Source organism: Streptomyces sp. NBC_01622 (assembly GCF_045209635.1).
Classification (GTDB): domain Bacteria; phylum Actinomycetota; class Actinomycetes; order Streptomycetales; family Streptomycetaceae; genus Streptomyces.
The window spans coordinates 7,930,284-7,955,766 of record NZ_CP109293.1 but is presented as its reverse complement, the minus strand read 5'-3'; the positions used below and the strand labels follow the sequence as shown (position 1 = coordinate 7,955,766).

The following is a 25,483-nucleotide window of genomic DNA, read 5'->3' as shown; positions in this document are numbered from 1 at the left end:
GGTCCCATGCGGATCGGAGAACTCGCCGAGACCGTCGGCGTCACCACGCGGACCGTCCGGCACTACCACCACCTGGGCCTGCTGCCGGAACCGGAGCGGCGCTCCAACGGCTATCGCGACTACGGTCTGCGGCACGCCGTCGTCCTCGCCCGGATCCGGCGGCTCACCGAGCTGGGTCTGGGGCTGACCGAGGTACGGGACGTGCTCGCGGACGACGCGGGCCGGGATCTCGTCGAGGTGCTCACCGAACTCGACGAGGACCTGGCCCGGCAGGAGTCGGCGATCCGGGAGCGCCGGGCCCGGCTGCGCACCCTGCTGGACTCGGGAGAACTGCCCGCCGAAGGGCCCGTCTCCCCCGAACTGACGGCGGTGTTCAGCGAGTTGACCCACGCCTCGACGCTCCCGGCCGACTCGCCGATGGCCGCCAAGGACCGCGAGATGCTCGCCCTGCTCGACACCGTGGCGACCCCGGCCGAACGGGCCCGGATCATGGATCTGGTGGGCAGCGCCGTCGCGACACCGGACGCGGTCGCCCGGGCGCACGAGGCGTACGCGCTGCTCGACGCGCTCGCCGACACCGAGCACCCCGTCGACCCCGCCGACCCGCGTGTGGACGAGGCGGCCCGCGCCCTCGCCGCCTGCGTTCCGGCCACGCTGCTCCCGGAGGGGAGCCCGGTCGAGCAGGACAGCGGCTTCCTGCGCGCCTTCTACGCGGACTTCGCGCCGGCCCAGGCGGAGGCGATCCGCCGAATGCTGCGGCTCGTCACCCGGGAGCGGCCATGAGAACCGTGTCCGTGCTCCTGCGGCACGAGCTGCGACTGCTGGCGAGCCTCTGGCTGTGGATCACCCGGCGGACCCAAGGGGCGGACGGCGGGCGGGCGTTCGGGTACGGGCGGGGGCAGGGGGCGATGATGGCCGCGCTCGTGTTCGTGTGCGTGATCGAGACGCTCACCATGTCCGTACTGCTGCGGAACTGGCCGGCGGTGCACCGCGTCGTGTTCGCCCTGGACATCTACACGGTCGTGTTCGTCGTCGGCATGCACGCGGCCTTCACGGTCCGCCCGCACGTCCTGGCGGCGGACTCGCTCCGGGTCCGCCGGGGCGTTCATGTCGACCTGCGCATACCGCTGGAGCAAGTCGCCTCCGTACGGCGGGAGTTGCGCATGACCCACGAACGGACCGACGGCGAACTGAACCTCCCCGTCGGCTCGCAGACCACCGTCACACTCCAACTCGCCGAGCCCGTAACCCACTTCACCTTCCTCGGACGCCAACGGGAGGTGGGCACCGTCCGCTTCCACGCCGACGACGCCGACACCCTCGTAGCGGCGGTCAAGCAGGCGCGAACCGTACCTTCGACGTCCCCGGGTCCGCCTGCGTGAGCCGGACCCGCAGCCGCTCCCCCAGCGGCAGCGGAGTCGCACCGCCGTCGAGGCGGGCGACGACGGCCGGGGAGTCCAACTGCACCTTTCCTACGGCGGGTTGGTGTTCGTCCACGTCGACCACATAGCCGTCGAAGAGGTCGCCGACACGGTCCTTCAGCAGCGCCGCCTCGACGATGTCCACGCACTCGCGCTCGACCGTGCCCGCGAGGCGGGTGCCGTCGGCCATCTGTTTGGGGAGGGCGTCGAGACCGGCCAGGACCCAGGCGGGCGGGGACGCGGGAGAGAGGCAGATCTCGGCGGCGTAGCGGTCGACCAGGCGTCGCAGCGGGGCCGTGCAGTGGGTGTAGGGGGCGGCGACGGCCGCGTGGGCGGTGATGGGCGGGAGGTCGCCGTCGCGGAAGACCGTGTAGCCCGCGCCGCGCAGCAGGGTCGTGCACTCCTGGAGGAAGGCCGCGTGGTGCGGGAGGTGCGGGTCCAGGGAGCGGATGAGCTGGGCGTACGACACGTGGTGCGGCCAGTCGATGTGCAGGGCGTGCGCGGTGCGGTGCAGGCGGCCCACGGCGCCGTCGGGGGCGGCGGGCAGGGTGCGCAGGACGCCCGTGCCGTGCGTGAGCATCAGGTCGGCGGCGGCCATGCCGGTGAGCAGGGAGATCTGGGCGTTCCAGCCGTCGGCGGGGAGCGGGGCGCGGTAGGCGAGTTCGTAGGTGTGGTCGCGCTCGACGATCTCCTGCTCGGGCACGTTGAGGGAGATGCCGCCGCGCTCCACCTCCAGGCGTTCGCGCGCCTCGCCGATGTCCTTGAGCAGCGCGAGCGGTTCCTCGGCCGTGCCCGCGTCGATCCGCCGCTGCACGGTCGCGTAGTCGAGCTTGGCCCGGCTGCGGACGAGGGCCCGGTGGACGTCGACGGCGACCGTACGGCCGTCCGCGTCCAGGTCGATCGTCCACAGCACCGCCGGCCGGGTCGCGTCCGGCAGCAGACTCGCGGCGCCCTCGCTGAGCAGGGGCGGGTGCAGCGGGGTCTTCTCGTCGGGAAAGTAGAGGGTGGTCACGCGGCGGTGGGCCTCCGCGTCGAGCGCTCCGCCGGGTACGACGAAGGCGGCGACGTCGGCGATGGCGTACCGGACCCGGAAACCGGTCCCCCGGCGGGACAGGTGCATCGCCTGGTCGAGGTCCATGGACGTGGGCGGGTCGACGGTGAAGAAGGGGATGTCCGTGACGTCCGGGACCTGCGGCAGCGGCGCTGCGGCCGCCCGTTCCGCCTCGGCCAGTACAGCCGGCGGGAAGCTCTCGGGTACGCCGAGTTCGGTGCGGAGCGCGGTGAGGGCGGCGCGGAGCGGGGCTTCGCGGGTGCCGGTCACCCGGATGCGGCGGCGGGGCATGACACGAGCGTAGGCACAATCCGCCCGGCCGCACCCTTTACGCTGGCGCAGCACCCACCGTAAGGAGAAAACCGCCGTGCTCGTCCTGCTGCCGCCCTCCGAAGGCAAGGCCTCCTCCGGCCGCGGTGCCCCGCTCAAGCCGGAATCGCTGTCGCTGCCGGGACTCGCCGAGGCCCGCGCGGCCGTACTCGACGAACTCGTCGACCTGTGCGCGGCCGACGAGGACAAGGCGCGCGAGGTGCTCGGGCTGAGCGAGGGGCTGCGCGGCGAGATCGCGAAGAACGTCGACCTCCGGACCGCCGGCGCGCGGCCCGCCGGGGAGATCTACACCGGTGTCCTCTACGACGCCCTCGACCTGGCTTCGCTGGACACAGCCGCGAAGAAGCGGGCCGCGCGCTCGCTGCTGGTGTTCTCCGGGCTGTGGGGCGCGGTGCGGGTGACGGACCGGATCCCGTCGTACCGCTGCTCGATGGGGGTACGGCTGCCGGGGCTCGGGGCGCTGGGCGCGCACTGGCGGGCGCCGATGGCGGCCGTGCTGCCCGAGGCCGCCGGGAAGGGGCTGGTGCTCGACCTGCGGTCCTCCGCGTACGCGGCGGCGTGGAAGCCGAGGGGTGAGGTCGCGGGGCGGACGGCGACCGTACGGGTGCTGCACGCGCCGACCCGGAAGGTCGTCAGCCACTTCAACAAGGCGACGAAGGGGCGCATCGTGCGGAGTCTGCTCTCGGCGGCGAGCGCGCCGGGAACGCCCGCCGAGCTGGTGGACGCGTTGCGGGGGCTGGGTTACGAGGTGGAGGCGGAGGCGCCCGGGCAGGCGGGGCGGGCCTGGTCGCTGGATGTGCTGGTGGACGAGATTCACTGAGCGCCCCCGGAGGCACTCATTGCAGCATGCGCAATGAGCTTTGCGCGGGCTGCATCGGCTCGGCAGGATGAGGTCATGGTCTCCTCCTCACTGCTCGATCTCGCTCCCGTTCTGCCCGTCGTCGTCATCGAGGACGCGGCCGACGCCGTACCGCTCGCGCGGGCGCTGGTCGCCGGGGGGTTGCCGGCGATCGAGGTGACGTTGCGGACGCCGGCCGCGCTGGAGGCGCTGCGGGCGATCGCGGACGAGGTGTCGGGGGCCGTGGTCGGAGTGGGGACGGTGCTGACTCCGGGGCAGGTGAAGGAGTCGGTGGCGGCGGGGGCGGGTTTCCTGGTGAGCCCCGGGTGGACGGAGCTGCTGCTGGAGGCGATGCGGGGGTCCGGAGTGCCGTTCCTGCCCGGGGTGTCGACGACGTCGGAGGTTGTCGCGCTGCTGGAGCGCGGGGTGCGGGAGATGAAGTTCTTCCCGGCTGCGGCGGCGGGCGGTACGGCCTATCTCAGGTCGCTGGCCGGGCCGTTGCCGCAGGCGCGGTTCTGTCCCACCGGTGGGATAGGGATCGACTCGGCGCCGGAATACCTGGCGTTGCCCAACGTCGGCTGTGTGGGCGGGAGTTGGATGATCCCGGCGGACGCGGTGGCCGCGCGGGACTGGGGGCGGATCGAGGCGCTGGCCCGCGAGGCGGCGACGCTCAGCGCAGGTGGGACGTGTCGTTGAACAGCTGTACGCTCGCGTTGCCGTCCGCGTAGTACGCCACCGCGGACAGGGAGGCAGCCGAGAGTTCCATGCGGAACAGGGACTCCGGCGGGGCGCCCAGGGCGAGTTGGACGAACGTCTTGATCGGCGTGACGTGCGTGACGAGCAGGACCGTGCGGCCCGCGTAGGCCGCGATCAGCTTGTCGCGGGTGGCGGCGATACGGGTTGCCGTGGCCGCGAAACTCTCGCCGCCGCACGTGGGTTGGGCCGTCGGGTCGGCCAGCCAGGTCGTCAGGTCGTCCGGGTAGCGCTCCCTGACCTCGGCGAAGGTGAGGCCCTCCCAGGCGCCGAAGTCCGTTTCGCGCAGGCCCTCTTCGATCGTCACGTCCAGACCGAGGCGCTCCGCCACGGCCGCGGCGGTCTCGCGGGTGCGGGTGAGGGGGGAGGCGAGGATGTGCTGAATGGTGCCCCGGGCCGCCAACTCGGTTGCCGCGCGGGCGGCTTGGTCCTGGCCTACGGGTGAGAGGGAGGGGTTGGTGCCGCCGCTGCCGGAGAAGCGCTTCTGGGGGGTGAGGGGGGTTTCGCCGTGGCGGAGGAGGACGAAGGTGGCGGGGGCGCCCATGTCTGCGGGGGCCCAACCCGCGCTGGGGGAGGCTACGTTGCGTGCGGCGCGGACGTCAGTCTTGTCGGTTGTCGTCACAGTTGCGGCCGGTGGGGGCTGGTCGCGCAGTTCCCCGCGCCCCTGGAGGGGCTTCGCCCCATCGTCCATCGCCTCGTTCGCCAGCCTGTCCGCGTGTTTGTTCTGCGCCCTCGGGATCCACTCGTACGTCACCCGGTCCGCCGGGAACACCGCACCCGCCTCCGCCGCCAGCGGCTTCATGTCGGGGTGTTTGATCTTCCAGCGGCCCGACATCTGTTCCACGACCAGCTTGGAGTCCATGCGGACATGGATCCGGGCGGCGGGGTCCAGGGCGTGGGCGGCGCGCAGGCCCGCAAGCAGGCCGCGGTACTCGGCGACGTTGTTCGTGGCGACGCCGATGTACTCGGCCGCCTCCACCAGGGTCTCCCCCGTCGTCGCGTCGATGACCACGCTGCCGTAGCCCGCGGGCCCCGGGTTGCCCCGGGAACCGCCGTCTGCCTCGACGATGAACTCCCGCACGCCGTTAACCCCTTACAGACCCGACTCGGACGTGCGCACCAGGATGCGGCGGCAGTTCTCGCAGCGGACCACCGTGTCGGGGGCCGCCGCGCGGATCTCGTTGATGTCGGTGATGGCGAGCTCCTGGCGGCAGCCCTGGCAGGTGCGCTGGTAGAGCTTGGCCGCGCCGATGCCGCCCTGCTGCTGGCGGAGCTTGTCGTAGAGCTTGAGGAGGTCCGCGGGGATGGTGGCCGCGATGACCTCGCGCTCCTTCTCGGCCTTGGCCTCGTCCGCGTCGAGGGTCTCGGCGGCGGCGTCGCGGCGGGCGGTCGCGTCGTCGATCTTGCCCTGCACGGAACCGACTCGCTCGGTCAGTTCGGCGGTGCGCTCCTGCGCGGACTCACGGCGCTCCATGACCTCAAGGACGATGTCCTCCAGGTCGCCCTGGCGCTTGGCTAGGGAGACGATCTCGCGCTGGAGGTTCTCCAGGTCCTTGGGCGAGGTGACGGCCCCGGAGTCGAGCCGCTGCTGGTCGCGGGTGGCACGCTGGCGGACCTGGTCGACGTCCTGCTCGGCCTTGGTCTGCTCGCGGGCGCAGTCGCTCTCCTCGGTCTGCACGGCCACGAGCAGGTCGCGCAGCTGCGTGAGGTCCTTGGTCAGCGCGTCGATCTCGGCGTGCTCGGGCAGCGAGTTGCGCTTGTGCGCGAGCTGCTGGAGGCGTACGTCGAGGGCCTGGACGTCGAGAAGTCGGATCTGGTCGGCGGGCGCGGCGTTCAGTTGGGGGCTCCCATTGAGTCAGGTGTGGTGGACGCCGCGTGGGCGGTCCAGGGGTCGGTGACCGTCTTGGAGACGTGGACCCGCAGGCCCCATCCCTCGCGGTCGGAGATCTCGTCGAGCTGGGCGGCGGCCAGCTCGCACCAGGGCCACTCGGTGGCCCAGTGCGCCGCGTCGAGCAGCGCGAGAGGACTGTGGGCGCGATCCGCAATGAATTCTGCCGCGGGGTGGTGGCGGAGGTCCGCGGTGAGGAAGGCGTCGACGCCCGCCGCGCGTACGTCGTCGAAGAGGCTGTCGCCGGAGCCGCCGCTGACGGCGACCGTGCGGACCGGGGCGTCGGGGTCGCCGGCGACGCGGATGCCCTGCGCGGTGGCGGGCAGGCGCTCGGCGGCGCGGGCGGCGAGTTCGTGGACGGTGAGCGGGTGGTCCAGCTCGCAGACGCGGCCCAGGCCCCGGCGGCCTTCCGGGTCGGTGGGGTCCGGCACGAGGGGTCGTACGACACGGAGGTCGAGCGCGCCCGCGAGGGCGTCGGAGACTCCCGGGTCGGCGCGGTCGGCGTTGGTGTGGGCGACGTGCAGCGCGATGTCGTGCTTGATCAGGGTGTGCACCACGCGGCCCTTGAAGGTGGAGGCCGCGACCGTGGTCGTACCGCGGAGGTAGAGGGGGTGGTGGGTGACCAGCAGGTCTACGCCCAACTTCACGGCTTCGTCGACGATCTCCTGGACCGGGTCGACGGCGAACAGCACGCGCGTGACGTCCTGTTCCGGGTCGCCCACGACCGTGCCGACCGCGTCCCAGGACTCGGCCCGCTCGGCGGGCCACAGGTTCTCCAGCGCGGCGACGACTTCGGACAGGCGGGGTACGGACTGACGGGGCACGGGGAAAGGCTACCTGGCTGGACCGATCGGCTGAACCGCTGAAGCGGCCGTACCCGGCCTACGACCCCGTTCAGCACACCCGCCCCCGTTTCCTCAGGCGAATCGTTACTTGGCCATCCTTATGTGTGATGAGGCTGCTCATCGGTCCCACGTCCGTACGTACGAAAACTAGTTTCGTCGCCGGAGGTGACCGAACCATGACGGCCTGTGCGATCGAGCCCACGGCGGCGGACGAGGACGGGGAGACGCGGACTGATGGTGCCGGGGGCACCGCGTGTGCGATCACCGCGGACGGGGCGTACGCCGCCCGCCTGGCGCCGGCCGGCGACTGTCTGTTCCCGGAGCGGTGGACCCTGGACGGCCCCGAGCCGTACGCCGTGCCGCTGCCCGGCAACCAGCCGGAGGAGCCCGGCAGCGAGGTGCAGCCGATGGGCGACGGGCGGGTGCTCATCCGGCGGCTGGTCGACGGGCGGCACACGTTCTCGCTGCTCTACCCGACCGGCCCGGGCACCGGTGAGCTGCCGCTCGGCGCGGTCGAGTGCCCGGACCCGGACACCCGGCTGCGGCTGCTGCCGCCCGCGCCGGGGGGCGAGAAGGCGTACGCCCTCGCCGTGGGCCGGCGTTCGACCGCCGTGTGGCTGGTGGCGGGCGGGGCGTTCGGTCCTGAGCATCTCGCGATGATCCCGGGGCGGTGTTCGGGCGGGGTCTGGCTGGACCGGGCGGGGCGGATGCTGGCGCTGGACCGGGAGGTCGGCGGGCGGACCAAGGCGATCGTGGTGGATCTGGAGCGGGACGGGGAGGTGTCGCCGCTGCTGCAGATCGCGGCGGACAGCGACGACCGGCTGCTCGCGGCCGACCCCGACAGCGGACTGCTCCTCATCCGCTCGGACGCGCCGTCGCCCGGGCGGGAGGAGCGGCTGGGCTGGGGGGTGATCGGCTCCACGCTGCCGGTGCGCTTCCCTGAGTGCCTGCGAGTGCCGGACTGCACGGTGACACCGTTCGCGATCCAGCCGGGACAGGTGCTGACGCCGGAGAACTGCGGGGTGGCGCTGCGCATCGACGGGCCGGCCGGCAGCTGGCTCGGCGTATGGCGGCCCTCGGACCGGCAGCTGCTCCAACTCCCGGCGCCCGAGGGGTGGTTGGCGGGCGCCGGGCTGTGGAGCGAGGACGGGGTGCTGCAACTGCCGTACGCCACACGGGACGAACCGTGCGGTGTGCTGCGGCTGGCGGTGCCCAGGGGGGCGGGGGACAACGGGGGCCACGGGGGCTCGGGGGTCGGGGGGAACCCTGGAATGGCGGGGGAAATGGGGGGTACGGGGGATACACGCCCGGAGGATCCGGTTCGGGACGGGACGGCCGGCGCGCCTGGGGAGGCCGCGCCGGAGCCGTCGCAACCGTCGGAACCGGATCCTCCGGTGCCGGTCGCACCGCGTCCGGTGCCGTTGCGGGAGGCTCCGCTCAAAGGCCGGGTGGCGGTCGGGTAACGAAGTGGTGCGGGTCGGTAACGAAGTCGTTCCGGACGGCAGGCCGTCGCGCGTCACCCCGGGAACGGCTGGATAAGATCGCCGAGCTGTATGAAGGATCTTGTTACTACGGGGTGAAGTTTCCGATGAACGACACGAGCACCGCACAGACGATGTCCGCCGACGCCCAGGACACCTCCGGCCACGGCAGGCACCGGGGCCCGGTCTCGGCGCAGGACGGCGACGCTGCCGCCCACGGCCGTCACCGCAAGCCGTCCGAGCAGTCCGAGTACGCGAACGCCTGACGGTACGTCAGACCGCTTGCGTCACTGAGCACGACACGGCCCCGCTCGTCTCCGGACGAGCGGGGCCCTTTGTCATGCCGAGCCGGACTCCCGCTTGAGCCCGAGCACCTCGGCCGCCGCGAACGTCTCCTCCGCCGGCCGCCGGGCGTAGTGCGGAGTGAGTACGGCGTCCAGCTCGTCGTAGGTGAAGGTGTCCTGCTTGCTGTCGAACTTGGCCTGCACGTGCGGGCGTTCGACGATCGCGACCATGCCGCCGTGCACGACGAGCAGCTGTCCGTTGATCCGTGCGGCGGCGGGTGAGGCCAAGTAGCCGACGAGCGGGGCGACATGCTCGGGGGCAAGGGGGTCGAGGCCGTCGTCGGGCTCCTGGAAACCGGCGAAGACGTCCTCGGTCATCCGGGTGCGGGCGCGCGGGCAGATGGCGTTCGCGGTGACGCCGTACTTGGCCAGCGCGAGGGCCGTGGAGGTGGTCAGGCCGACGATTCCGCCTTTCGCCGCCGCGTAGTTGGGCTGTCCGGCGGAACCGGCGAGGAACGCCTCGGACGAGGTGTTCACGATCCGCCCGTACACCGGCGCGCCCGTCTCCTTGGACCGCCTGCGCCAGTGCGCGGACGCGAAGTGGGTCGTGTTGAAGTGGCCCTTGAGGTGGACCCGGATCACCGAGTCCCACTCGCCCTCCGTCATGGAGAAGACCATGCGGTCGCGCAGGATGCCCGCGTTGTTGACGAGGATGTCGAGCCCGCCGAGCTCGTCGATCGCCAACTCGACCAGTTCGCTGGCCTGTTGGGTGTCGGCCACGTCACCGGTGTGGGCGACGGCCCGGCCGCCCGCCTCGCGGATCTCGGCGGCGACCCGTTCGGCGGGGCCCGCGGAGGCCTCGCCGGAGCCGTCCCGGCCCGGCTGCCCGTAGTCGTTGACGACCACGGCCGCGCCGAGCCGGGCGAGTTCGAGCGCCTCGGCCCGGCCGAGCCCGCGTCCGGCGCCGGTGACGATCGCGGCGAGACCCTCAAGTGGCAACGTCATGCCCAGCCCTCAGATCTCGATGCACGTACGCAGGGCCGTCCCCGAACGCATCTGGTCCAGGGCCTCGTTGATGTCGGCGAGCGGCACCCGGTGGGTGATCAGGCCCTCCAGGTCGACGCGGCCCGCCCGCCACAGGGCGATCGTGCGCTCGTAGGAACGCAGCACATCTCCCCCGCCGTACATCGAGGGCAGGATGCGCTTCTCGTCGAAGAACAGCTCGAACATGTTGAGTTGGAGGAAGTCGTCGAGCGCGCCCGCTCCGACGACGACGAGGGTGCCGCCGCGGCGGGTGTTCTCGTAGGCGGTGCGGGCGGTGGCGGAGCGGCCGACGACCTCGAAGACGTAGTCGAAGCCCTCGCCTGCGGTGACCTCCTGCTTGGCGGCGGGCAGCTCGTCCGGTGAAACCGCCTTCGTGGCACCGAACTTGAGCGCTGCCTCGCGGCGCGAGGCGACCGGGTCGACGGCGACGATCTCGGCGGCGCCCTTGAGCCGGGCGCCCTGGATCGCGGAGATGCCGACGCCCCCGCAGCCGATCACGGCGACCGACGAACCGGCCTCCACATCTGCGGTGTTGAGGGCGGCGCCGAGTCCGGTGGTGACCCCGCAGCCGATGAGGGCCGCGATGTCGAAGGGCACGTCGTCGGGGATCGGCACGGCGCAGCCGGCGTCGACGACGACCTCCTCGGCGAAGGTGCCGGTGCCCGCGAAGCCGAACACTTCGCCGCCGGGGCGCTTGAAGTTGGGGGTGCCCGCGTTCATGAACCCGGCCAGACACAGCTGGGTCTGGCCGCGCTTGCAGGCGGCGCACACGCCGCAGGCCGGCAGCCAGCAGACGACGACCCGGTCGCCGGGCTTCAAGTGGCTTACGCCCTCGCCGACTTCGAGGATCTCGCCGGCGCCCTCGTGGCCGGGCACGAACGGGGCGGGCTGCGGCAGTACGCCTGCCATCGCGGACAGGTCCGAGTGGCACAGCCCCGTGGCGCGCACCCGGATCCTGACCCGGCCGGGCCCGAAGCCCGTCGTCTCGACGTCGTCGAGGACTTCCAGTTTGTCCTGGCCTATCTCGTGCAGTACGGCTGCGCGCATGGCGCGGCTCCCCTCAACTCTGGTCAACTCTGGCCTGGCTCAGGCGTGTTCGACGGTCGTGTCGGCGAGGACGGGTGCGTCGTCCCGCTCCACGGCGCTCACCGCGACCCGCACTTCGGCGTCGCCCTGCCGCCACATGCGGATGCGCAGCGTCTCGCCGGGGAAGACGACTCCGGCGAACCGGGTGTCGTAGCCGCGCACCCGGGTGACATCGCCGTCGAGCAGGGTGTCGACGACGGCCTTGAGCGTCATGCCGTAGGTGCACAGCCCGTGCAGGATGGGCCGGTCGAACCCGGCTACCTTGGCGAACTCGGGGTCGGCGTGCAGCGGGTTCCAGTCGCCGGAGAGGCGGTAGAGGAGGGCCTGGTCCTCGCGGATGTGGCGCTCAACCACCTTGTCGGGGGCGTCCGTTGGGGGTTCGAGTCGGGTGGAGGGGCCGCGGTCGCCACCCCAGCCGCCCTCCCCCCGTACGAAGATCTGCGCGTCGTTGGTCCACAACGGGCCGTCGGCGTCCGCTACTTCGGTGCGCATGACGAGGACGGCCGCCTTGCCCTTGTCGTACACGGCGGCGATACGGCCGGTGCTGGTCGCGGTGCCCTTCGCCGGGATGGGGCGGTGCAGGCGGAGGGACTGGCCGCCGTGCAGGACGCGGGCGAGGTCGACCTCGATGCCGGGCATGGACAGACCGCTGATCACGCCGGGTGAGCCGTTGCCCGCGACGGTGGCGAAGCTGGGCAGGACGTGCAGCCGGGACTCCAGGGTGTAGCGCAGCTCGTCGGGGTCGGTCGCCGGGGTGCCCGCGCCGAGGCCGAGGTGGTAGAGCTGGACGTCCTTGGTGGTCCAGGAGATCTCGCCGGTCCGGGGTTCGGCCGCGAGGGCCAGGGCTGCGTCGATGGGCATGGGGCTCCTGATCGCCGGTGGTCGAAGACCTCGGTGCGGCCGTCCGCACCGTCGGCCGCACCGAGGTCGTCACGGGCCGACCTAGAACGCGTTCCAGTCCGGCGACCCTTGTATAGCCCAGCACCCGGCAGTTGTGAAGGCTCCTGACACTGTGTCAGGTCCGCGTGCCACCGCTGAGGACCGGTGACATTTGTCCTGCCCGAGTCCGTACATGCGCATCTGCCGGACAGGGGGTGCGGGTTCGTAGCGTCGTAGCCATGACACAGACAGGTGGGACAGAGCACGCGGTGTCCTTCACGGGGGCGGTCAAGACCTTCGGCACGGTGCGCGCCGTCGACGGGGTGGACCTGGAGATCGGGCGCGGCGAGACGGTCGCACTGCTCGGCTGCAACGGCGCGGGCAAGTCGACGGCGATCTCGTTGCTGCTCGGGCTGAACGCGCCCGACGCCGGCACGGTAGAACTGTTCGGCGCGGCACCGGAGTCGGCCGTACGAGGTGGCCTGGTCGGGGCGATGCTGCAGGAGGCGCGGGCGGTGCCCCGGGTCACCGTCGGCGAGCTGGTCGCGTTCGTCGCCCGGCGCTATCCGGCGCCGATGCCCGTCGCGCGGGCCCTGGCGCTGGCCGGGATCGGCGAGCTGGCCGGGCGGCGGGTGGACCGGCTGTCGGGCGGGCAGACGCAGCGGGTGCGGTTCGCCGTGGCGCTGGCCGGGAACCCGTCGCTGATCGTGCTGGACGAGCCGACCGCCGCGCTGGACGTGGAGGCGCGGCACGCGTTCTGGCAGTCGATGCGGGCGTACGCACGGCGCGGCCACACCGTCCTGTTCTCCACCCACTACCTGGAGGAGGCCGACGCGCACGCCGACCGGATCGTCGTCATCGACCGCGGCCGGATCGTCGCCGACGGCACCGGCGAACAGCTCAAGCGGGCGGCCGGCGGCAACCTCGTCACCATCGACCTGGCGGGCCGCCCCACCGAGGGCCTGGCCCAGCTCCCCGGCGTACGCACCCTGGAGATACGCGGCGACCGCGCCCTGCTGCGCACCGACGACTCGGACGCGACGGTACGCGCACTGGCGGACCTGGACGCGATCCACGGCCTGGAGGTCACCCCGGCGTCTCTTGACGACGCGTTCCTCGCCCTGACGGCACGTGAACTGGAGACGGTCCGATGATCGACTACCTGCGCCTCGAAGTCCGCCGGACCCTGCGCGACATCGGCTTCGTGATCGGTGGGATCGCGATGCCCGTGATGATGTATCTGCTCTTCACGAACCTCGGCGGTGACGACAGCGGCTACCAGGCCACGGCCATGGTCGGCATGGCCGCCTACGGTGCGGTCGGCTCCGCGCTCAACACCGGCGGCGGGGTCGCCGAGGACCGGGCGATCGGCTGGCTGCGGCAGCTGCGGGTGACGCCGATGACCCCGCGCCAGGTCGTCCTGGGCCGCGCGCTGACCGGTTCGGTGACCGTGCTGCCGGCGATCGTCGCGGTGCTCGCGGCGGGCGGCCTGGTCAACGGCGTACGACTCGACGCCTGGCAGTGGGCGGCGATCGCGCTGCTGCTGTGGCTGGGCTCGGTCCCCTTCACCCTCCTCGGCCTCGCCAACGGCTACGGCCTCACCTCCCAGACCACCGGCGTCGCCAACATGGCCTGCAACCTGGGGCTCGCGGTGATCGGCGGCCTGTGGTTCCCGATCAGCCTGTTCCCCGGCTGGCTGCGCGCGATCTCGAAGTACACGCCCACCAACCGCTTCGCCCAGCTCGGCACCTCCGTCGCCGACGGGCACGCCCCGGCACTCGGCGCGATCGTGGTGCTGACGGCCTGGCTGCTCGCGTTCGGTTCGTACGCTGTGCTGGCGTACCGCCGGACCGGGCGGACCGTGTGACCGGGGGAGCGAGAAAGATGTCCTGGATGCGAGGGATCAGGTGCCAGGTCCGCGCCTGGCGGGCGGCACGGGCCCGGTGGCGGGCCGACATGGCGGAGTTCAAGGTCGCGCAGAAGGAGGCGCGCCGCAGGGGCGAGTGGCCCGAGAACCCCGGCCCGCCGCCGACCGGCTTCTCCCTGCTGCCGTGGCTGCTGATGGGTTTGGGCTCCTTCTCCAACCTCCTCCAGGGCAAGACCTCCAACCCCTGGATCGGCGGCCTGGGCCTGTTGGCCTTCAACTCCCTCTACATCTATGTGGTGTTCCGCTCCTTCGTGAAGGAGATGCGCGAGGCGGTCTCGACCCGGGTGGCACTCGTCGTGATGGGCCTGGTCACCTGCGGCCTCGCCCTCGGCTACGGCGGCAGCTGGCTGTACTTCTTCCCGCTGCTCGGCCTTGCCACCGGCGCCTGCCTGCGTGGCCCGCGCCTCGGCCAGGTCGGCCTCGCGCTGACCGCGCTCGCGGCGGCGGTCTCCGTGTTCCGGGCGGGCTGGGACGCGATCAACGTCGCCTACGGCACCTTTCTGTCGACGATGGTGACCGCGGCGATCCTCTCCCTCTCCGAGGCCGTACGCGAACTGCGCGCCGCCCGCGAGGAGTTGGCCCGCCGCGCGGTCGAGAAGGAACGCATGCGCTTCTCCCGCGACCTGCACGACCTGCTCGGGCACACCCTCTCGGTGATCGTGGTGAAGTCGGAGGCGGCCCGGCGCCTCGCACCCCGTGACATGGAGGCCGCGCTCGGCCAGATCACCGACATCGAGGCCGTCGGCCGGCAGGCGCTCACCGAGATCCGCGAGGCCGTCACCGGCTACCGCGAGGGCAGCCTCGCCACCGAACTGGACCGCGCCCGCTCCGCGTTGTCCGCCGCCGACATCGACCCGGTGGTCCGCCAGTCCGGCCCGCCGCTGACCCCGCAGACCGAGGCCCTGCTCGGCTGGGTGGTCCGCGAGGCGGTCACCAACGTCGTACGGCACAGCGGCGCGACCCGCTGCGAGATCACCCTCGACGGCGTCCTGGACCGCGCCCGCCTGACGGTCGCGGACGACGGTCCGGGCGACTCCTCCGTGTCCGGTTCCGCCGACGGCATCGGCGGCACCGGTCTGAAGGGCCTCACGGAACGCCTCGCGGCGGCGGGCGGCTCCCTGCGGGCCGGCCCGTCGCCGCGCGGCGGTTTCACGGTGACCGCCGAACTCCCGGTGGAGCAGGCGGACTTGACGTCCTCAGTCGTGGCTACGGCGCCCAGGGAGCCGTGACGACCCAACTCACGTCGTCCGTCCACGAGGTGGCGCTGTCGAAGGCGTTCGAGCCGCCGTCGCTCGCTATGTAGAGGTTGTAGTTGTAGTGCCGGAGGTATCTGGTCGGGTAGTTGTACGACGCGAACGAGGTGCCCGTGCCGCTCTTGCCGGTCGACGAGCAGAACGTGGCGTCCTGTCTGAACTGCGCGGTGCCGACCATGGGTTGGCGGTAGAGCTGGTAGTTGTAGTGCCGCAGGAAGTCGCCGGGGTAGTTCCGCGACTCGAAGGAGTAGCAGGAACTGTCGGCCAGGCCCCGGCGGACGATCCAGGTGGCGTCGCCCTTGTCGAGCGCCGAACTGCTCGACGTGATGGCCGAGAGGACCGCCGCGTTGTTCTGGTGGCGGATGTAGTCGGCCGTGCAGCACGAGGTGGTCGCCCGCAGCGAGATCTCCGAACCGGCCGCGAGCGTGCCGGTGGTGCCGGTCGAGCCGCCGTAGCCGACGGACACGATGTTGGCCTGTACGGAGTTGTCGGCGGCGTCCGTCGGGATGCCGGCCGTCATGACGCCCTCGAAGAACGAGCCGATGGAGCCGTTGCTGTTGTCGCCGCCGGTGCCCAGGACGATCGCGCCCTCCTGGTGCATGGGCGAGTAACCGCTCGTGGTGGGCTCACCCCCGGAATAGGTGGTCGTGAGACTCCCCGACTGCGCGTTTCCGTATTTCAGCGCGAAATGGTCCTGACCGTTGTTTTTCAGCAAAGCGGTGACGAACGGTATCGCTCCGGTGCCGGTGTTCGCCGTGTTCTTGCTGTACCCGGAGTCCGACTGGAACAGCCCGTTCTCCAGGTCGGCCTGCACCCAGGGACCGCTGCCGTAGCAGGGCGCGAACCAGCACTCGGTACCGAAGTTGATCGCGTCCATGTGACCGTTGCCGGTGTCCTGGTTGTTGGTCTCGGCGTTGCCGTAGTCGAAGCAGCAACTGCCGTTGACGTGGGTGCCCGAGGTCACCATGTACATCCCCTCGGCGGCGCCGTTGGTGGCCACGCCCGAGGTGGAGTTGTCGCGGTAGCCCATACCGGCCGAGATCTCCAGGCCGTAGACCTGATGCCCGCCGACGGTCACCGGCAGGGCGTCCGCGGGCGACCCGACATCGGCCACGCCGGCCCCGCCCGCACCCTCGATCGTGAGGTCGTTGTGGCGCGCGGACTGGTCGTAGATCTTGGTGATGATGCACGTCGTTCCGGAACAGAACGAGTCCTGGGCCGCCGCGTTGGCGTATCCCCCGGCCGTCAGCAGGCCTATGTTCGCGGTGGCACTGTCGGAGGCGCGCTGCACCTGGTACAGCGAGCCGTTGTACGACGAGTAGAGCGCCCGGACGAGGCTGTGCGCGGCGACGCACGGTGTCCCGGCGGTGGCGTAGATGTCGCACGGGAGCGAGGTGGCGGCCGACGCCTGCGGAACACCTACGGCGAGTGCGAGGACGGTCACGAGCGCCGACAGTGCGGCCAGGGTCGCGTTTCTCAGCCGGCGCGGCCGAGTGCGGAGGAGTCTCAAGAACACGGTGCACCTCTTTTTCTGCTTCTGGTAGGGCGGTGCGGGTGGCCGGCATCCGGAGGAGCGGGCGGGATGGGCGATGTTCGATATACCGGACGTCGTTCGATCGAAATGCCGAACCAATTCGCGATCGAAATGTCGAACTGTCGAAAGTTTTCCGAAAGCGGCCCGGCTCGGGGAATTCCAGGATGTCGGCGGAATGCCGAAGCGATTGTTTGCCCGCAGCCGAAGGCCGTCAAGACTCACGGACGCGAACAATGAAGAGTTTTTGATATCCGCTCCGGGCCTTACGCTTGCCCCGTGGATGAGATGCCCCGGGAGCACCGGCCCGCCAAGTCCGTCAGAGTGCTGCTCGCCGAGGACCAGGGCATGATGCGCGGCGCCCTCGCCCTGCTGCTCGGCATGGAGGCGGACCTGGAGGTCGTCGCCCAGGTCGGGAGGGGCGACGCGATCGTGGACGCGGCCCTGACCCACCGCCCCGATGTCGCCCTGCTGGACATCGAACTCCCCGGCATGAGCGGCCTGGACGCCGCCGCCGAACTCCGCGAACAGGCCCCCGACTGCCGGGTGTTGATCCTCACCACCTTCGGCCGCCCCGGCTATCTCCGCCGGGCGATGGAGGCGGGCGCGGCCGGCTTCCTGGTGAAGGACGGCCCGGTGGAGGACCTGGCCGCCGCGATCCGCCGCGTCCTGACCGGCGACACGGTCATCGACCCGGCCCTTGCCGCCGCCGCGCTGAGCGCGGGCCCGAACCCGCTGACCGCCCGCGAATGCGACGTCCTCAAGGCCTCGGTCGACGGCGCGACGGTCTCCGACATCGCCACGAAGCTCCACCTCTCCGAGTCCACCGTCCGCAACTACCTCTCCTCCGCCATCGGCAAAACAGCCACCCGCAACCGCATGGAAGCGATGCGGGAGGCCCGGCAACAGGGGTGGTTGTAGCCCCGCCCTACACCTCAGGGGCTCGGCGGAAGAGTGCCGTCCAGAGGAAGTCCTCCCCGAAGCACGGGGATTCGGCGGGTTCGTCCCACATCCGACGCAGCTCGACCACCTCCAGGTCCCCGAAAATCCACCGCAACTCGTCGGCCGTGTAGGCCAGTCCGCCCTGCAGACCGGAACCACCGTAGAACTCGGAGTCGGGCAGCTCCGAGCCCATCCCGCCTGCCGCGAAACAGGTGAGCGCGAAGTGACCGCCGGGGGCGAGGACTTGGTCCAGCAGGGCGAGGTAGCTGACGCGCCGGTGCGGGGGCAGGTGGTGGAAGCAGCCGGAGTCGTAGACGAGGTCGTAGGGGCCGGGGAGTTCGGTGGGGGCGAGGGCGAACGCGTCTCCGCAGTGGAACCGGACCCGGGCTCCCGAGTCACGGGCTCTCTCCTCTGCCCACGCGACAGCCGCGGGCGACAGATCCACTCCGTCTACCTCGAAGCCCCACGCGGCGAGTTGAAGAGCGTTGCGCCCCGGACCGCACCCCAGGTCCAGGGCACGGCCATCCCCGGGTATCAGCCCCCGGTCGAGATACCCGGCCAGACTCTCGTCCGGCTTCGCCACGAAGAACGGCACCGCCCTGTCCCGATCGGCATAGAAGCTGTCCCACCAGGAGGCACCCCGAGAACTCCAACGATCGGCCTCCGGCGCGAACAGCCCGTCCAGAAGCCGAAGTACGTCGTCGACCGTGCGTATGTCCCGCCTGTGCCGGTTCTGGTCCATCCGGTCCTCCATCCGGTCCCCCCACTCCGACTATCCGGCTCCCCGAGGCGTCGAGCGTAGAGTCGAACGGGCCGGAAGCCCAGGTCATCCCCCATCCGGGACGCTCACGCGGATACCGTCAACGCCCCTGTGCGGGCCCGGAGTCGGCGCCGCGAGGACGTCACTCCGGCACCGCACCGAACCCCTGCCGGCACCCCGCCCGAGGGCCGTCGGGGTGGCCTTCCCGGCCACGGCGACCGCACTTTTCCACGGCGCCGGTTCGCCCGAGGCGCCGTGCTACTTCGTCACCTTCACCGAGTCGAACATCGCCCCCTCCGCCCCGACACACACGAACCAGTTGTCCGGAGAGCCGGCCACCGGGCGGATCGTCGCTTCGTCGCTGTTGACGTCGGCGCCCGCGGCCACCCTGCGGGCCTCGGTGGACGTGCCGCCCTTCCAGGTGCAGAGGACCGTCTGCGCGGTCCTGGCTACCTGGCCGACCACCAGACGCTGGGGGCCGTCGGTCTTCTTCGGGTCCAGGGTGGACGCGCCCGACTTGAGGTCCGTGCCCGCCATGGTGTCCTGAGGGGAGGCCGAGTCACCCATCAGGAGACTCGGGGCTCCGCTCCCGTACGTCCGCCGTACGAAGTACGTGATCTTGCCGACCAGTGCGGACGCCTTGTCCTTGTCCCAGGGCTCCTCGTGGCGGTTGGACATGGCCAGCAGTTGGGCCTGGGCCTCCGCCTTTGTGAGGGGGGCGCCCCACACATCGACCGTGACGTACCACTGCTGGCCCTTCTCGGTGCCCGCCCCGAGCATCGTCTCCTGCGGCGTGTACACATGCCGCTCCTCCGGTGTCGACGGCCGGGTCGGCTTCTGGGTCACCGCGGGTGTCACCTCCGCGCCGCTCCCGTCACGCAGCGAGGCCAGGGCCAGGGTGCCCGACGCGCCCGTGATCACCAGTGCCGCGGCCGTGGCGAGCGCCCAGCGGCGGGCCCGGCGGCGACGGCCGCCGCGGATCACCGCCTGGTAGGGGGCTATGCCGATCTCGACCCCGTCCGCCGCGTCGGCCAGCAGGAGGGCGATGTCTCTGTCCGTCATGGTGTGGTTCGTCTCCCGGTCCGCGCTCATCACTTCGGCCCTCCCTGCGTCACCGTCTCGGCGAGTCCTGGTATGGCGCGGAGTTTCGCGATCCCCTTGGCCGCGTTGCTCTTCACCGCGCCGACGGAACAGCCCATCGCCTGTGCCGTCTGTGTCTCGGTGAGGTCCTCCCAGTACCGCAGCACCACCGCCTCCCGCTGCCTCGCGGGGAGTTGGGCCAGCGCCTTGAGCAGGGCGTTGCGGTCCTCGGCCTGGGCGATGCGGTCACCGGTGTCGGCGATCTCGCGCACCAGTCCCGAGTCGTCCTTCGGGGCCAGGAACTCCTTGAGCCGTCTGCGGTGTTTGCGTGCGTGGGCGTTGATCATCACGCGCCGTACGTACGCCTCCGGATCGTCCGCCGAGCCGACCTTGCGCCAGGCCACGAAGACCTGCTCCAACGTCGACTGGACCAGGTCCTCCGCGGCGTGCTGCTCCCCCGTAAGAAGAAATGCCGTCCGCATCAACCGCGGCCAGCGGCCGATGACGAAGCTCTGGAACTCGTCATCCCGAGTCCCCCGAGCCTCCTTGCGATCCCCCATGGGCACCTCCTAGATGTCTAAAGGAGTCCATGAGCCGCCCGGACCGTTGCCTCATCCCGCAGAACTCGTCGAGATTCTCCTGGAAACCCACGGCAGCCACACCACCATCAGCACCACCCCGCCGAGCAGCACCCCCGCTCCCGTACGGAACGCCAGCGCGTACCCCTCCGTCAGCGCCTCCCGCGTACTCCCGCCGCTGCTCGCCGTCCGCGCCGCCGCGATCGTCGACATCACGGCGAGGCCCAGCGAACCCCCCATCGTGCGCGAGGTGTTGATCAGCCCGGAGACGAGACCGGCCTCGCCCGGCGCGGCCCCGGACGTGGCGAGCGCGGCGAGCGGGGTGGCGGTCAGGCCCGCGCCCAGCATCATCAGGATTCCGGGGAGCATGATCTCGGTGAGGTAGTCGCCCCGCGCGGTCATCAGCGACTGCCAGCCGAAGCCGACCGCCGCGATCAGCGTCCCGAGGACGGCCACGTTGCGCGCGCCGAGGGCCGGCATGAAGCGGGGCGCGGACTTGGAGCCAACGAGAACGGCCAGGGAGCTCGGTACCAGTGCGAGCCCGGCCTCCAGCGGGGTGTACCCGAGGACGTTCTGCGCGTACAGCGTCATGAAGAACCACATACAGAACATCGCGGAACCGCTCAGGAACATCGCCGCGTTGGCCGACGACACCGCCCGCGACCGGAACAGTCCGAGCGGCATCAGCGGAGCCGCCGTGCGGGCCTCGACGATCAGGAAGAGCGCGACCAGCGCGAGTCCGGCGGCCAGCGGCAGCAGGGTGGCCGTGGCCGTCCAGCCCTCGGCCTCGGTCTGTGAAATCCCGTACGCCAGCACCCCGAGGCCCGCCGTGACCAGGACGGCACCGGGCAGGTCGAGTCGTCGCCCGTCCCCGGCCCGGCTCTCCGGGAGCCACCGCAGTGAGCTGAGCAGAACGACAGCGCCGACGGGCACGTTGATCAGCAGCACCCATCGCCACGACAGCGTGTCCACGAGCACTCCGCCGACGAGTCCGCCGGCGGCCCCGCCGCCCGCGCCGACCGCGGTCCAGGTGGCGATGGCCCGGGCGCGGGCCGCGCCCTCCGACACCGCCGAGGTGACGATCGTCAGCGTCGAGGGCGCCAGCACCGCGGCGCCGAGTCCCTGTACGGCCCGGGCGAGCAGGAGCTGCCAGCCGTCCTGGGCGAGGCCGCCGCACAGGGAGGCCAGGGTGAACAGCGCGAGCCCGACCAGGAACATCCGTTTGCGGCCGTAGAGGTCACCGGCGCGCCCGCCGAGCAGCATGAACCCCGCGAAGGCGATGGCGTACGCGTTGACCACCCACTGCAGTCCGGACGCGCTCATGCCCAGGTCGGTCCGCATCGACGGCAGCGCCACGTTGACCACGGACACGTCGAGCACGACGAGGAACTGTCCGGCGCACGCGAGCGCCACGACCAGCCAGGCGGGCGGTGCCGCGCCCTTGCTGGACAGGCGGGATATTCGGGAGACATCAGCGGCTCGGGGCATGGTCGTCATACTGTCAACCGGCCCACGCCCCTGGCATCGGCATTTCGCCTCAGCCGTACCACCGCCGTAGGACCTACGTCGCCCGCAGCAAGGTGACCACCGCCGCCCCGCCCAGCCCGATGTTGTGGGCGAGCCCCACCTCGGCCCCGGGCACCTGCCGCTCCCCCGCCGTTCCCCTCAACTGCCACACAAGCTCGGCGACTTGGGCGATCCCGGTGGCCCCCAGCGGATGCCCCTTGGAGATCAGCCCGCCGGACGGGTTGACCACCCACCGCCCGCCGTAGGTCGTACCCCCGGACTCGACGAGCTTCCCGGACTCCCCGGGTTCGCACATGCCGAGGGCCTCGTACGTCAGCAGTTCGTTGATCGAGAAGCAGTCGTGGAGTTCTACGACGTCCACGTCCTCGATGCCGAGTCCGGACCGTTCGTAGACCTGGCGGGCGGCGGCCCGGGACATGGGCTGTCCGACGACGTCGACGCAGGAGCCGGAGGCGAAGGAGTCCTCGGTGTCGGTGGTCATCGCCTGGGCGACGATCTCGACGGGAGACCCCCTCAACTCGCGTTCCTGCGCGAAGCGTTCGGAGACGACGACCGCCGCCGCGGCCCCGTCCGAGGTCGGTGAGCACTGGAGTTTCGTCAGCGGGTGGTGGACGACCCGGGCCGCGAGGATGTCGTCGACGTCGTAGACGTCCTGGAACTGGGCGTAGGGGTTGTGCGCGGAGTGGCGGTGGTTCTTGGCGGCGACGGCGGCGAGCTGGGCCTCGGTCGTGCCGTACTTCTCCATGTGTTCGCGGGCCGCGTCGCCGAAGATCTGGGCGGTGGGCGGGGTCATCTCGAAGCCGTGCCGGGCGGCCATGATGCCGTAGTGGCGGGCGACGGGGGACGTGGCGAAGTCGCCGCCGTCCGTGCCCCCGCCGAGCGCGCCGCGTTTCATCTTCTCGAAGCCCACCGCCAGTACGCAGTCGGCGGCTCCGCCCTCGACGAACTGGCGGGCGAGCATCAGGGCGGTCGACCCCGTCGCGCAGTTGTTGTTGACGTTGTAGACGGGGATGCCGGTGAGACCGAGTTCATAGGCGGCGCGCTGGCCGGCGGTCGAGGGCTGGAAGCAGTAGCCGATCGGAACCTGTTCTACGTCGCCGTAGGAGATCCCGGCGTCCGCGAGGGCGGCGCTCCCCGCCTCCCGCACCATGTCCCAGTACTGCCACTCCCGGCTCTCCGGCTTCTCGAACCTGGTCATCCCGACGCCGGCGACATAGGCCTTCATGGCGGGCGAGATTAGAACACGTTCCAGTAAATGGCCAGGGGTGACGGAGGGTCAGATATTCATGGGACGGTCAAGAATTCGTTAGTACGCCGAAGCATCGGAATAGTTGCCCATGCATACGAGGTTTACCGTGCACTTATCCCGCACGGATCACCTCACACTTACGGCCTGGAGGCCTCACTCCATGACGCACACGTCGACCGAACAGCCCGCACGGAGGCCGTCCGGCGCCATCGTGCCGGTGCTCGCCTTCGCGGGCATCGTTGTCGCGGTGATGCAGACCCTGCTCGTCCCGGTCATCAAGGACCTGCCGCAGCTGCTGAGCACCGAGCCCAGCAACGCCACCTGGGTCCTGACCTCGACGCTCCTCTCCGGAGCCGTCGCCACGCCGATCATGGGCCGCCTCGGCGACCTCTTCGGCAAGCGGCGGATGCTGATCACCAGCCTGTCCATCATGGTGGTGGGCGCCCTCGTCAGCGCCCTCACCAGCGATCTCCTCACGATGATCGCGGGCCGTGCGCTCCAGGGCTTCGCGATGGGCGCGATACCGCTGGGCATCGGCCTGATGCGCGACATGCTGCCCCGCGAGAAGCTCGGCTCGGCCATGGCCCTGATGAGCTCCTCGATCGGCGTCGGCGGCGGTCTCGCCCTCCCGCTGGCCGCCCTGGTCGCGCAGCACGCCGACTGGCACGCCCTCTTCTACGGCGCCGCCGGCCTCGGTGTCCTCGCCATCGCCCTCACCCTCCTCGTCGTACCGGAGTCCCCGATGCGCGCCGAGGGCACCTTCGACGTGCTCGGCGCGATCGGCCTCTCCGCCGGCCTCGTCCTCTTCCTCCTGCCGATCACCAAGGGCAGCGACTGGGGCTGGACCTCCACCACCACGCTCGGCCTGTTCGCCGCGGCGGCCGTCGTCCTGCTGCTGTGGGGCGTGATGGAGCTGCGGCTGAAGGCCCCGCTGGTCGACCTGCGCACCACGGCCCGCCCTGCGGTCCTCTTCACCAACCTCGCCTCGATCATGGTCGGCGTCTCCTTCTACGTCGTCTCCCTCGTCCTGCCCCAGCTCCTCCAGCTGCCGAAGGCCACGGGCTACGGTCTCGGCCAGTCGATGGTCACCGCTGGTCTGCTGGTCGCGCCGCTGGGCCTGACGATGATGTTCACGGCCCCCGTCTACGCCCGCCTCTCCGCGAAGTACGGCCCCAAGTTCACCCTGATCCTCGGCATGCTGATCATCGGCATCGGCTACGGCGCCGGCCTCGGCCTGATGAGCGCGGCCTGGCAGAGCCTGGTCATCGCGGTCGTCCTGGGCGCCGGCATCGGCCTCGCGTACTCCTCACTGCCCGCGCTGATCGTGGGTGCGGTGCCGGCCTCCGAGACCGGTGCGGCGAACGGGCTCAACACCCTGATGCGGTCCATCGGTACGTCCGTGTCGAGCGCCGTGATCGGCATGGTGCTGGCGAACACCGCGAACCATGTGGGCGGGGTCGCGATCCCCACCATGCACGGGTTCCGGGTGTCCTTCATGATCGCGACGGGTGCGGTCGCCGTAGGCCTGCTGATGGCGCTGTTCCTCCCCAAGCCGAACCGGGCGCCGCAGCTGAACTTCAGCAGCGAGGAGGAGGCCAACCTGGAGCGCGCCGAGGAAATCCTGCGGGGTTTCCGGGGGCGGGTTCTGGGCGCCGACGGTTCGCCTGTCGCGCGGGCCAAGGTCACGCTGATCGACCGGCGGGGGCGGCAGGCGGGGGCGACGCTCTCCGACGAGGACGGCACCTACGCCCTCGCGGTCCCGTCCCAGGGCGCGTATGTCCTGGCGGCGCGTGCCACCGGGCATGGTCCGCTGGCCTCGTCCGCGACGCACGGTGGTGACGAGGTTGCGGTTGACCTTGATCTGTCGTTGCCCGGGGAGACGGTTAGCGCGTAATCGGTAGTTCGTTGGGTGCGGGTGCGTGGGGGCTGGTCGCGCCCACGCGGCGGAGCCGCATATCGACACAGCCCCGCGCCCCTAAAAGCACAAAGACAAAGACGTAGCCTAGGGGCGCCTACAAGCTCGTCCCTACCGGAGGAACCGCCGCATGCCCCTGGCACCCAAGCCCGAAATCCTCGCCGCGTTCGAGGCCTCGAAGGGGTTCATGCCGGTCGGTGAAGGACTGGCCCTGTATGCCGCCGCCGTAGAAGCCGGAAGCCTCGGGCTGCCCTTGCTGGAAGTCGGGACGTACTGCGGGCGCTCCACCATCCTCCTCGCCGATGCCGCCCGCGCGGCCGGTGTCACCGTGCTCACGCTCGATCATCACCGGGGCAGTGAGGAGCAGCAGCCGGGGTGGGAGTACCACGACCCGGAGACCGTCGACCCGGAGATCGGGCTGATGGACACGCTGCCCACGTTCCGGCGCACGCTGCACAAGGCCGGGCTGGAGGAGCATGTGGTGGCCCTCGTCGGGCGGTCGCCGCAAGTGGCACGCGTGTGGGGCACTCCCCTCGCCCTCGTCTTCATCGACGGCGGTCACACCGACGAGCACGCGAACGCCGACTACGAGGGCTGGGCGCCGCATGTCGCCGAGAGCGGGCTGCTCGTCATCCACGACGTGTTCCCGGACCCGGAGGACGAGTTCACCGGGCAGGCCCCGTACCGCGTGTACCAACGGGCCCTGGACTCGGGCGCGTTCACGGAGGTGTCGGTGACGGACTCATTGCGGGTGCTACGGCGCACAGGCACCGGCATCTGAGGTCGACCGCGACTCCTGGCGCCGCTTGCCGCCGCTTCGG

General features: G+C 71.1%; 25 protein-coding genes. 12 read left to right on the top strand and 13 right to left on the bottom strand.

The genetic code is table 11. From position 1 onward, the window contains the following. Positions 1-6: 6 nt before the first annotated feature. Together OH768_RS36830 and OH768_RS36825 are read left to right on the top strand one after the other, a co-directional pair. Positions 7-783, top strand: a complete 777-nt coding sequence (locus OH768_RS36830; protein WP_406460294.1) for a MerR family transcriptional regulator — start codon at positions 7-9, stop codon at positions 781-783. Continuing rightward, positions 780-1,382 carry a hypothetical protein gene (locus tag OH768_RS36825; protein WP_406460292.1) on the top strand — a complete coding sequence of 201 codons (603 nt, stop codon included), beginning with the start codon at positions 780-782 and terminating at the stop codon, positions 1,380-1,382. Before OH768_RS36830 ends, OH768_RS36825 begins: the two co-directional genes overlap by 4 nt. On the opposite strand, the gene OH768_RS36820 is transcribed toward OH768_RS36825, so the two are convergent. Further along, complete coding sequence (locus OH768_RS36820; RefSeq protein ID WP_406460291.1) at positions 1,333-2,763, bottom strand: RNB domain-containing ribonuclease; 1,431 nt, start codon at positions 2,761-2,763, stop codon at positions 1,333-1,335. The two genes, OH768_RS36825 and OH768_RS36820, sit on opposite strands and share 50 nt — an antisense overlap. Positions 2,764-2,839: 76 nt before the next feature. On the opposite strand from OH768_RS36820, the gene yaaA reads away from it, so the two are divergent. Both yaaA and eda read left to right on the top strand, forming a co-directional pair. Beyond that, positions 2,840-3,622: a peroxide stress protein YaaA gene (gene yaaA / locus OH768_RS36815; protein WP_406460289.1), complete on the top strand. Its 783-nt coding sequence runs from the start codon at positions 2,840-2,842 to the stop codon at positions 3,620-3,622. A 75-nt stretch (positions 3,623-3,697) separates the two neighbouring features. Further along, positions 3,698-4,336, top strand: a complete 639-nt coding sequence (eda, locus tag OH768_RS36810) for a bifunctional 4-hydroxy-2-oxoglutarate aldolase/2-dehydro-3-deoxy-phosphogluconate aldolase (RefSeq protein WP_406460287.1) — start codon at positions 3,698-3,700, stop codon at positions 4,334-4,336. Here eda and OH768_RS36805 read toward each other — a convergent pair. Genes OH768_RS36805 through OH768_RS36795 form a run of 3 tightly spaced genes read right to left on the bottom strand, consistent with a single transcriptional unit; the run spans position 4,311 to position 7,105 of the window. Then, the gene (locus tag OH768_RS36805) at positions 4,311-5,474 is read right to left on the bottom strand and encodes a bifunctional RNase H/acid phosphatase (RefSeq protein ID WP_406460285.1); all 1,164 of its coding nucleotides are present in this window, start codon (positions 5,472-5,474) and stop codon (positions 4,311-4,313) included. The genes eda and OH768_RS36805 overlap by 26 nt on opposite strands. A gap of 12 nt (positions 5,475-5,486) precedes the next feature. After that, positions 5,487-6,230, bottom strand: coding sequence for a C4-type zinc ribbon domain-containing protein (locus OH768_RS36800; RefSeq protein WP_359613916.1), 744 nt, complete (start codon positions 6,228-6,230; stop codon positions 5,487-5,489). Further along, complete coding sequence (locus OH768_RS36795; RefSeq protein ID WP_406460284.1) at positions 6,227-7,105, bottom strand: Nif3-like dinuclear metal center hexameric protein; 879 nt, start codon at positions 7,103-7,105, stop codon at positions 6,227-6,229. The genes OH768_RS36800 and OH768_RS36795 overlap by 4 nt, the downstream gene beginning before the upstream one ends. 197 nt (positions 7,106-7,302) lie before the next feature. Here OH768_RS36795 and OH768_RS36790 point away from each other — a divergent pair, with 197 nt between their 5' ends. Continuing rightward, on the top strand, positions 7,303-8,589 hold the full coding sequence (locus tag OH768_RS36790) for a hypothetical protein (protein WP_406460282.1): 1,287 nt from the start codon (positions 7,303-7,305) through the stop codon (positions 8,587-8,589). 125 nt (positions 8,590-8,714) lie between these two features. Then, on the top strand, positions 8,715-8,873 hold the full coding sequence (locus OH768_RS36785; protein ID WP_406460280.1) for a hypothetical protein: 159 nt from the start codon (positions 8,715-8,717) through the stop codon (positions 8,871-8,873). 72 nt (positions 8,874-8,945) lie between these two features. On the opposite strand, the gene OH768_RS36780 is transcribed toward OH768_RS36785, so the two are convergent. Genes OH768_RS36780 through OH768_RS36770 form a run of 3 tightly spaced genes read right to left on the bottom strand, consistent with a single transcriptional unit; the run spans position 8,946 to position 11,882 of the window. Beyond that, a complete protein-coding gene (locus OH768_RS36780) occupies positions 8,946-9,896 on the bottom strand; it encodes a 3-oxoacyl-ACP reductase (protein WP_406460278.1) in 951 nt (316 codons plus the stop codon). 9 nt (positions 9,897-9,905) lie between these two features. Further along, positions 9,906-10,982, bottom strand: coding sequence for a Zn-dependent alcohol dehydrogenase (locus OH768_RS36775; protein ID WP_406460276.1), 1,077 nt, complete (start codon positions 10,980-10,982; stop codon positions 9,906-9,908). A gap of 39 nt (positions 10,983-11,021) precedes the next feature. Then, positions 11,022-11,882: a MaoC/PaaZ C-terminal domain-containing protein gene (locus tag OH768_RS36770; protein WP_406460274.1), complete on the bottom strand. Its 861-nt coding sequence runs from the start codon at positions 11,880-11,882 to the stop codon at positions 11,022-11,024. 257 nt (positions 11,883-12,139) lie between these two features. On the opposite strand from OH768_RS36770, the gene OH768_RS36765 reads away from it, so the two are divergent. The 3 genes from OH768_RS36765 to OH768_RS36755 are packed head-to-tail and all read left to right on the top strand — an operon-like array spanning position 12,140 to position 15,056. After that, entirely contained in the window at positions 12,140-13,054 is a 915-nt protein-coding gene (locus tag OH768_RS36765) for an ATP-binding cassette domain-containing protein (protein WP_406460272.1), read from the top strand. Further along, positions 13,051-13,767, top strand: coding sequence for an ABC transporter permease (locus tag OH768_RS36760; RefSeq protein WP_406460270.1), 717 nt, complete (start codon positions 13,051-13,053; stop codon positions 13,765-13,767). The genes OH768_RS36765 and OH768_RS36760 overlap by 4 nt, the downstream gene beginning before the upstream one ends. 17 nt (positions 13,768-13,784) lie before the next feature. Further along, a complete protein-coding gene (locus OH768_RS36755; RefSeq protein WP_406460269.1) occupies positions 13,785-15,056 on the top strand; it encodes a sensor histidine kinase in 1,272 nt (423 codons plus the stop codon). Here OH768_RS36755 and OH768_RS36750 read toward each other — a convergent pair. Next, entirely contained in the window at positions 15,034-16,596 is a 1,563-nt protein-coding gene (locus OH768_RS36750) for an alpha-L-arabinofuranosidase B (RefSeq protein WP_406460267.1), read from the bottom strand. The genes OH768_RS36755 and OH768_RS36750 overlap by 23 nt on opposite strands. 303 nt (positions 16,597-16,899) lie before the next feature. On the opposite strand from OH768_RS36750, the gene OH768_RS36745 reads away from it, so the two are divergent. Then, positions 16,900-17,532 (top strand): response regulator, encoded by a 633-nt coding sequence (locus tag OH768_RS36745; protein ID WP_406465596.1) that lies wholly within the window; start codon positions 16,900-16,902, stop codon positions 17,530-17,532. 7 nt (positions 17,533-17,539) lie between these two features. Here the strand turns inward: OH768_RS36745 and OH768_RS36740 are convergent, their stop codons facing one another. The 5 genes from OH768_RS36740 to OH768_RS36720 all read right to left on the bottom strand — a co-directional run bounded on the left by OH768_RS36740 (position 17,540) and on the right by OH768_RS36720 (position 22,723). Then, positions 17,540-18,295 carry a class I SAM-dependent methyltransferase gene (locus OH768_RS36740; RefSeq protein WP_406460265.1) on the bottom strand — a complete coding sequence of 252 codons (756 nt, stop codon included), beginning with the start codon at positions 18,293-18,295 and terminating at the stop codon, positions 17,540-17,542. 276 nt (positions 18,296-18,571) lie between these two features. Next, positions 18,572-19,405 (bottom strand): hypothetical protein, encoded by an 834-nt coding sequence (locus OH768_RS36735; protein WP_406460263.1) that lies wholly within the window; start codon positions 19,403-19,405, stop codon positions 18,572-18,574. Beyond that, on the bottom strand, positions 19,405-19,953 hold the full coding sequence (locus tag OH768_RS36730) for a SigE family RNA polymerase sigma factor (protein WP_406460261.1): 549 nt from the start codon (positions 19,951-19,953) through the stop codon (positions 19,405-19,407). Before OH768_RS36730 ends, OH768_RS36735 begins: the two co-directional genes overlap by 1 nt. Positions 19,954-20,004: 51 nt before the next feature. After that, on the bottom strand, positions 20,005-21,468 hold the full coding sequence (locus tag OH768_RS36725) for an MFS transporter (protein WP_406460260.1): 1,464 nt from the start codon (positions 21,466-21,468) through the stop codon (positions 20,005-20,007). A 64-nt stretch (positions 21,469-21,532) separates the two neighbouring features. Continuing rightward, positions 21,533-22,723 (bottom strand): lipid-transfer protein, encoded by a 1,191-nt coding sequence (locus OH768_RS36720; protein WP_406460258.1) that lies wholly within the window; start codon positions 22,721-22,723, stop codon positions 21,533-21,535. Positions 22,724-22,907: 184 nt separating this feature from the next. Between OH768_RS36720 and OH768_RS36715 the strand changes: the two genes are divergently transcribed. Both OH768_RS36715 and OH768_RS36710 read left to right on the top strand, forming a co-directional pair. Next, positions 22,908-24,641, top strand: coding sequence for an MFS transporter (locus OH768_RS36715; protein WP_406460256.1), 1,734 nt, complete (start codon positions 22,908-22,910; stop codon positions 24,639-24,641). A gap of 151 nt (positions 24,642-24,792) precedes the next feature. After that, positions 24,793-25,443, top strand: a complete 651-nt coding sequence (locus OH768_RS36710) for a class I SAM-dependent methyltransferase (protein ID WP_406460254.1) — start codon at positions 24,793-24,795, stop codon at positions 25,441-25,443. Positions 25,444-25,483 lie beyond the last annotated feature (40 nt).

Excerpts from the sequence above, each read along its gene's own strand:
- OH768_RS36775 (WP_406460276.1), bottom strand. The coding sequence starts at position 10,982 with ATGCGCGCAGCCGTACTGCACGAGATAGGCCAGGACAAACTGGAAGTC.
- OH768_RS36820 (WP_406460291.1), bottom strand. The coding sequence starts at position 2,763 with ATGCCCCGCCGCCGCATCCGGGTGACCGGCACCCGCGAAGCCCCGCTC.
- OH768_RS36790 (WP_406460282.1), top strand. The coding sequence starts at position 7,303 with ATGACGGCCTGTGCGATCGAGCCCACGGCGGCGGACGAGGACGGGGAG.
- OH768_RS36830 (WP_406460294.1), top strand. The coding sequence starts at position 7 with ATGCGGATCGGAGAACTCGCCGAGACCGTCGGCGTCACCACGCGGACC.
- OH768_RS36760 (WP_406460270.1), top strand. The coding sequence starts at position 13,051 with ATGATCGACTACCTGCGCCTCGAAGTCCGCCGGACCCTGCGCGACATC.
- OH768_RS36765 (WP_406460272.1), top strand. The coding sequence starts at position 12,140 with ATGACACAGACAGGTGGGACAGAGCACGCGGTGTCCTTCACGGGGGCG.
- OH768_RS36780 (WP_406460278.1), bottom strand. The coding sequence starts at position 9,896 with ATGACGTTGCCACTTGAGGGTCTCGCCGCGATCGTCACCGGCGCCGGA.
- OH768_RS36710 (WP_406460254.1), top strand. The coding sequence starts at position 24,793 with ATGCCCCTGGCACCCAAGCCCGAAATCCTCGCCGCGTTCGAGGCCTCG.
- OH768_RS36740 (WP_406460265.1), bottom strand. The coding sequence starts at position 18,295 with ATGGACCAGAACCGGCACAGGCGGGACATACGCACGGTCGACGACGTA.
- OH768_RS36745 (WP_406465596.1), top strand. The coding sequence starts at position 16,900 with ATGCCCCGGGAGCACCGGCCCGCCAAGTCCGTCAGAGTGCTGCTCGCC.
- OH768_RS36785 (WP_406460280.1), top strand. The coding sequence starts at position 8,715 with ATGAACGACACGAGCACCGCACAGACGATGTCCGCCGACGCCCAGGAC.
- OH768_RS36725 (WP_406460260.1), bottom strand. The coding sequence starts at position 21,468 with ATGACGACCATGCCCCGAGCCGCTGATGTCTCCCGAATATCCCGCCTG.
- eda (WP_406460287.1), top strand. The coding sequence starts at position 3,698 with ATGGTCTCCTCCTCACTGCTCGATCTCGCTCCCGTTCTGCCCGTCGTC.
- OH768_RS36715 (WP_406460256.1), top strand. The coding sequence starts at position 22,908 with ATGACGCACACGTCGACCGAACAGCCCGCACGGAGGCCGTCCGGCGCC.
- OH768_RS36735 (WP_406460263.1), bottom strand. The coding sequence starts at position 19,405 with ATGAGCGCGGACCGGGAGACGAACCACACCATGACGGACAGAGACATC.
- OH768_RS36720 (WP_406460258.1), bottom strand. The coding sequence starts at position 22,723 with ATGAAGGCCTATGTCGCCGGCGTCGGGATGACCAGGTTCGAGAAGCCG.
- OH768_RS36755 (WP_406460269.1), top strand. The coding sequence starts at position 13,785 with ATGTCCTGGATGCGAGGGATCAGGTGCCAGGTCCGCGCCTGGCGGGCG.
- OH768_RS36730 (WP_406460261.1), bottom strand. The coding sequence starts at position 19,953 with ATGGGGGATCGCAAGGAGGCTCGGGGGACTCGGGATGACGAGTTCCAG.
- OH768_RS36825 (WP_406460292.1), top strand. The coding sequence starts at position 780 with ATGAGAACCGTGTCCGTGCTCCTGCGGCACGAGCTGCGACTGCTGGCG.
- OH768_RS36770 (WP_406460274.1), bottom strand. The coding sequence starts at position 11,882 with ATGCCCATCGACGCAGCCCTGGCCCTCGCGGCCGAACCCCGGACCGGC.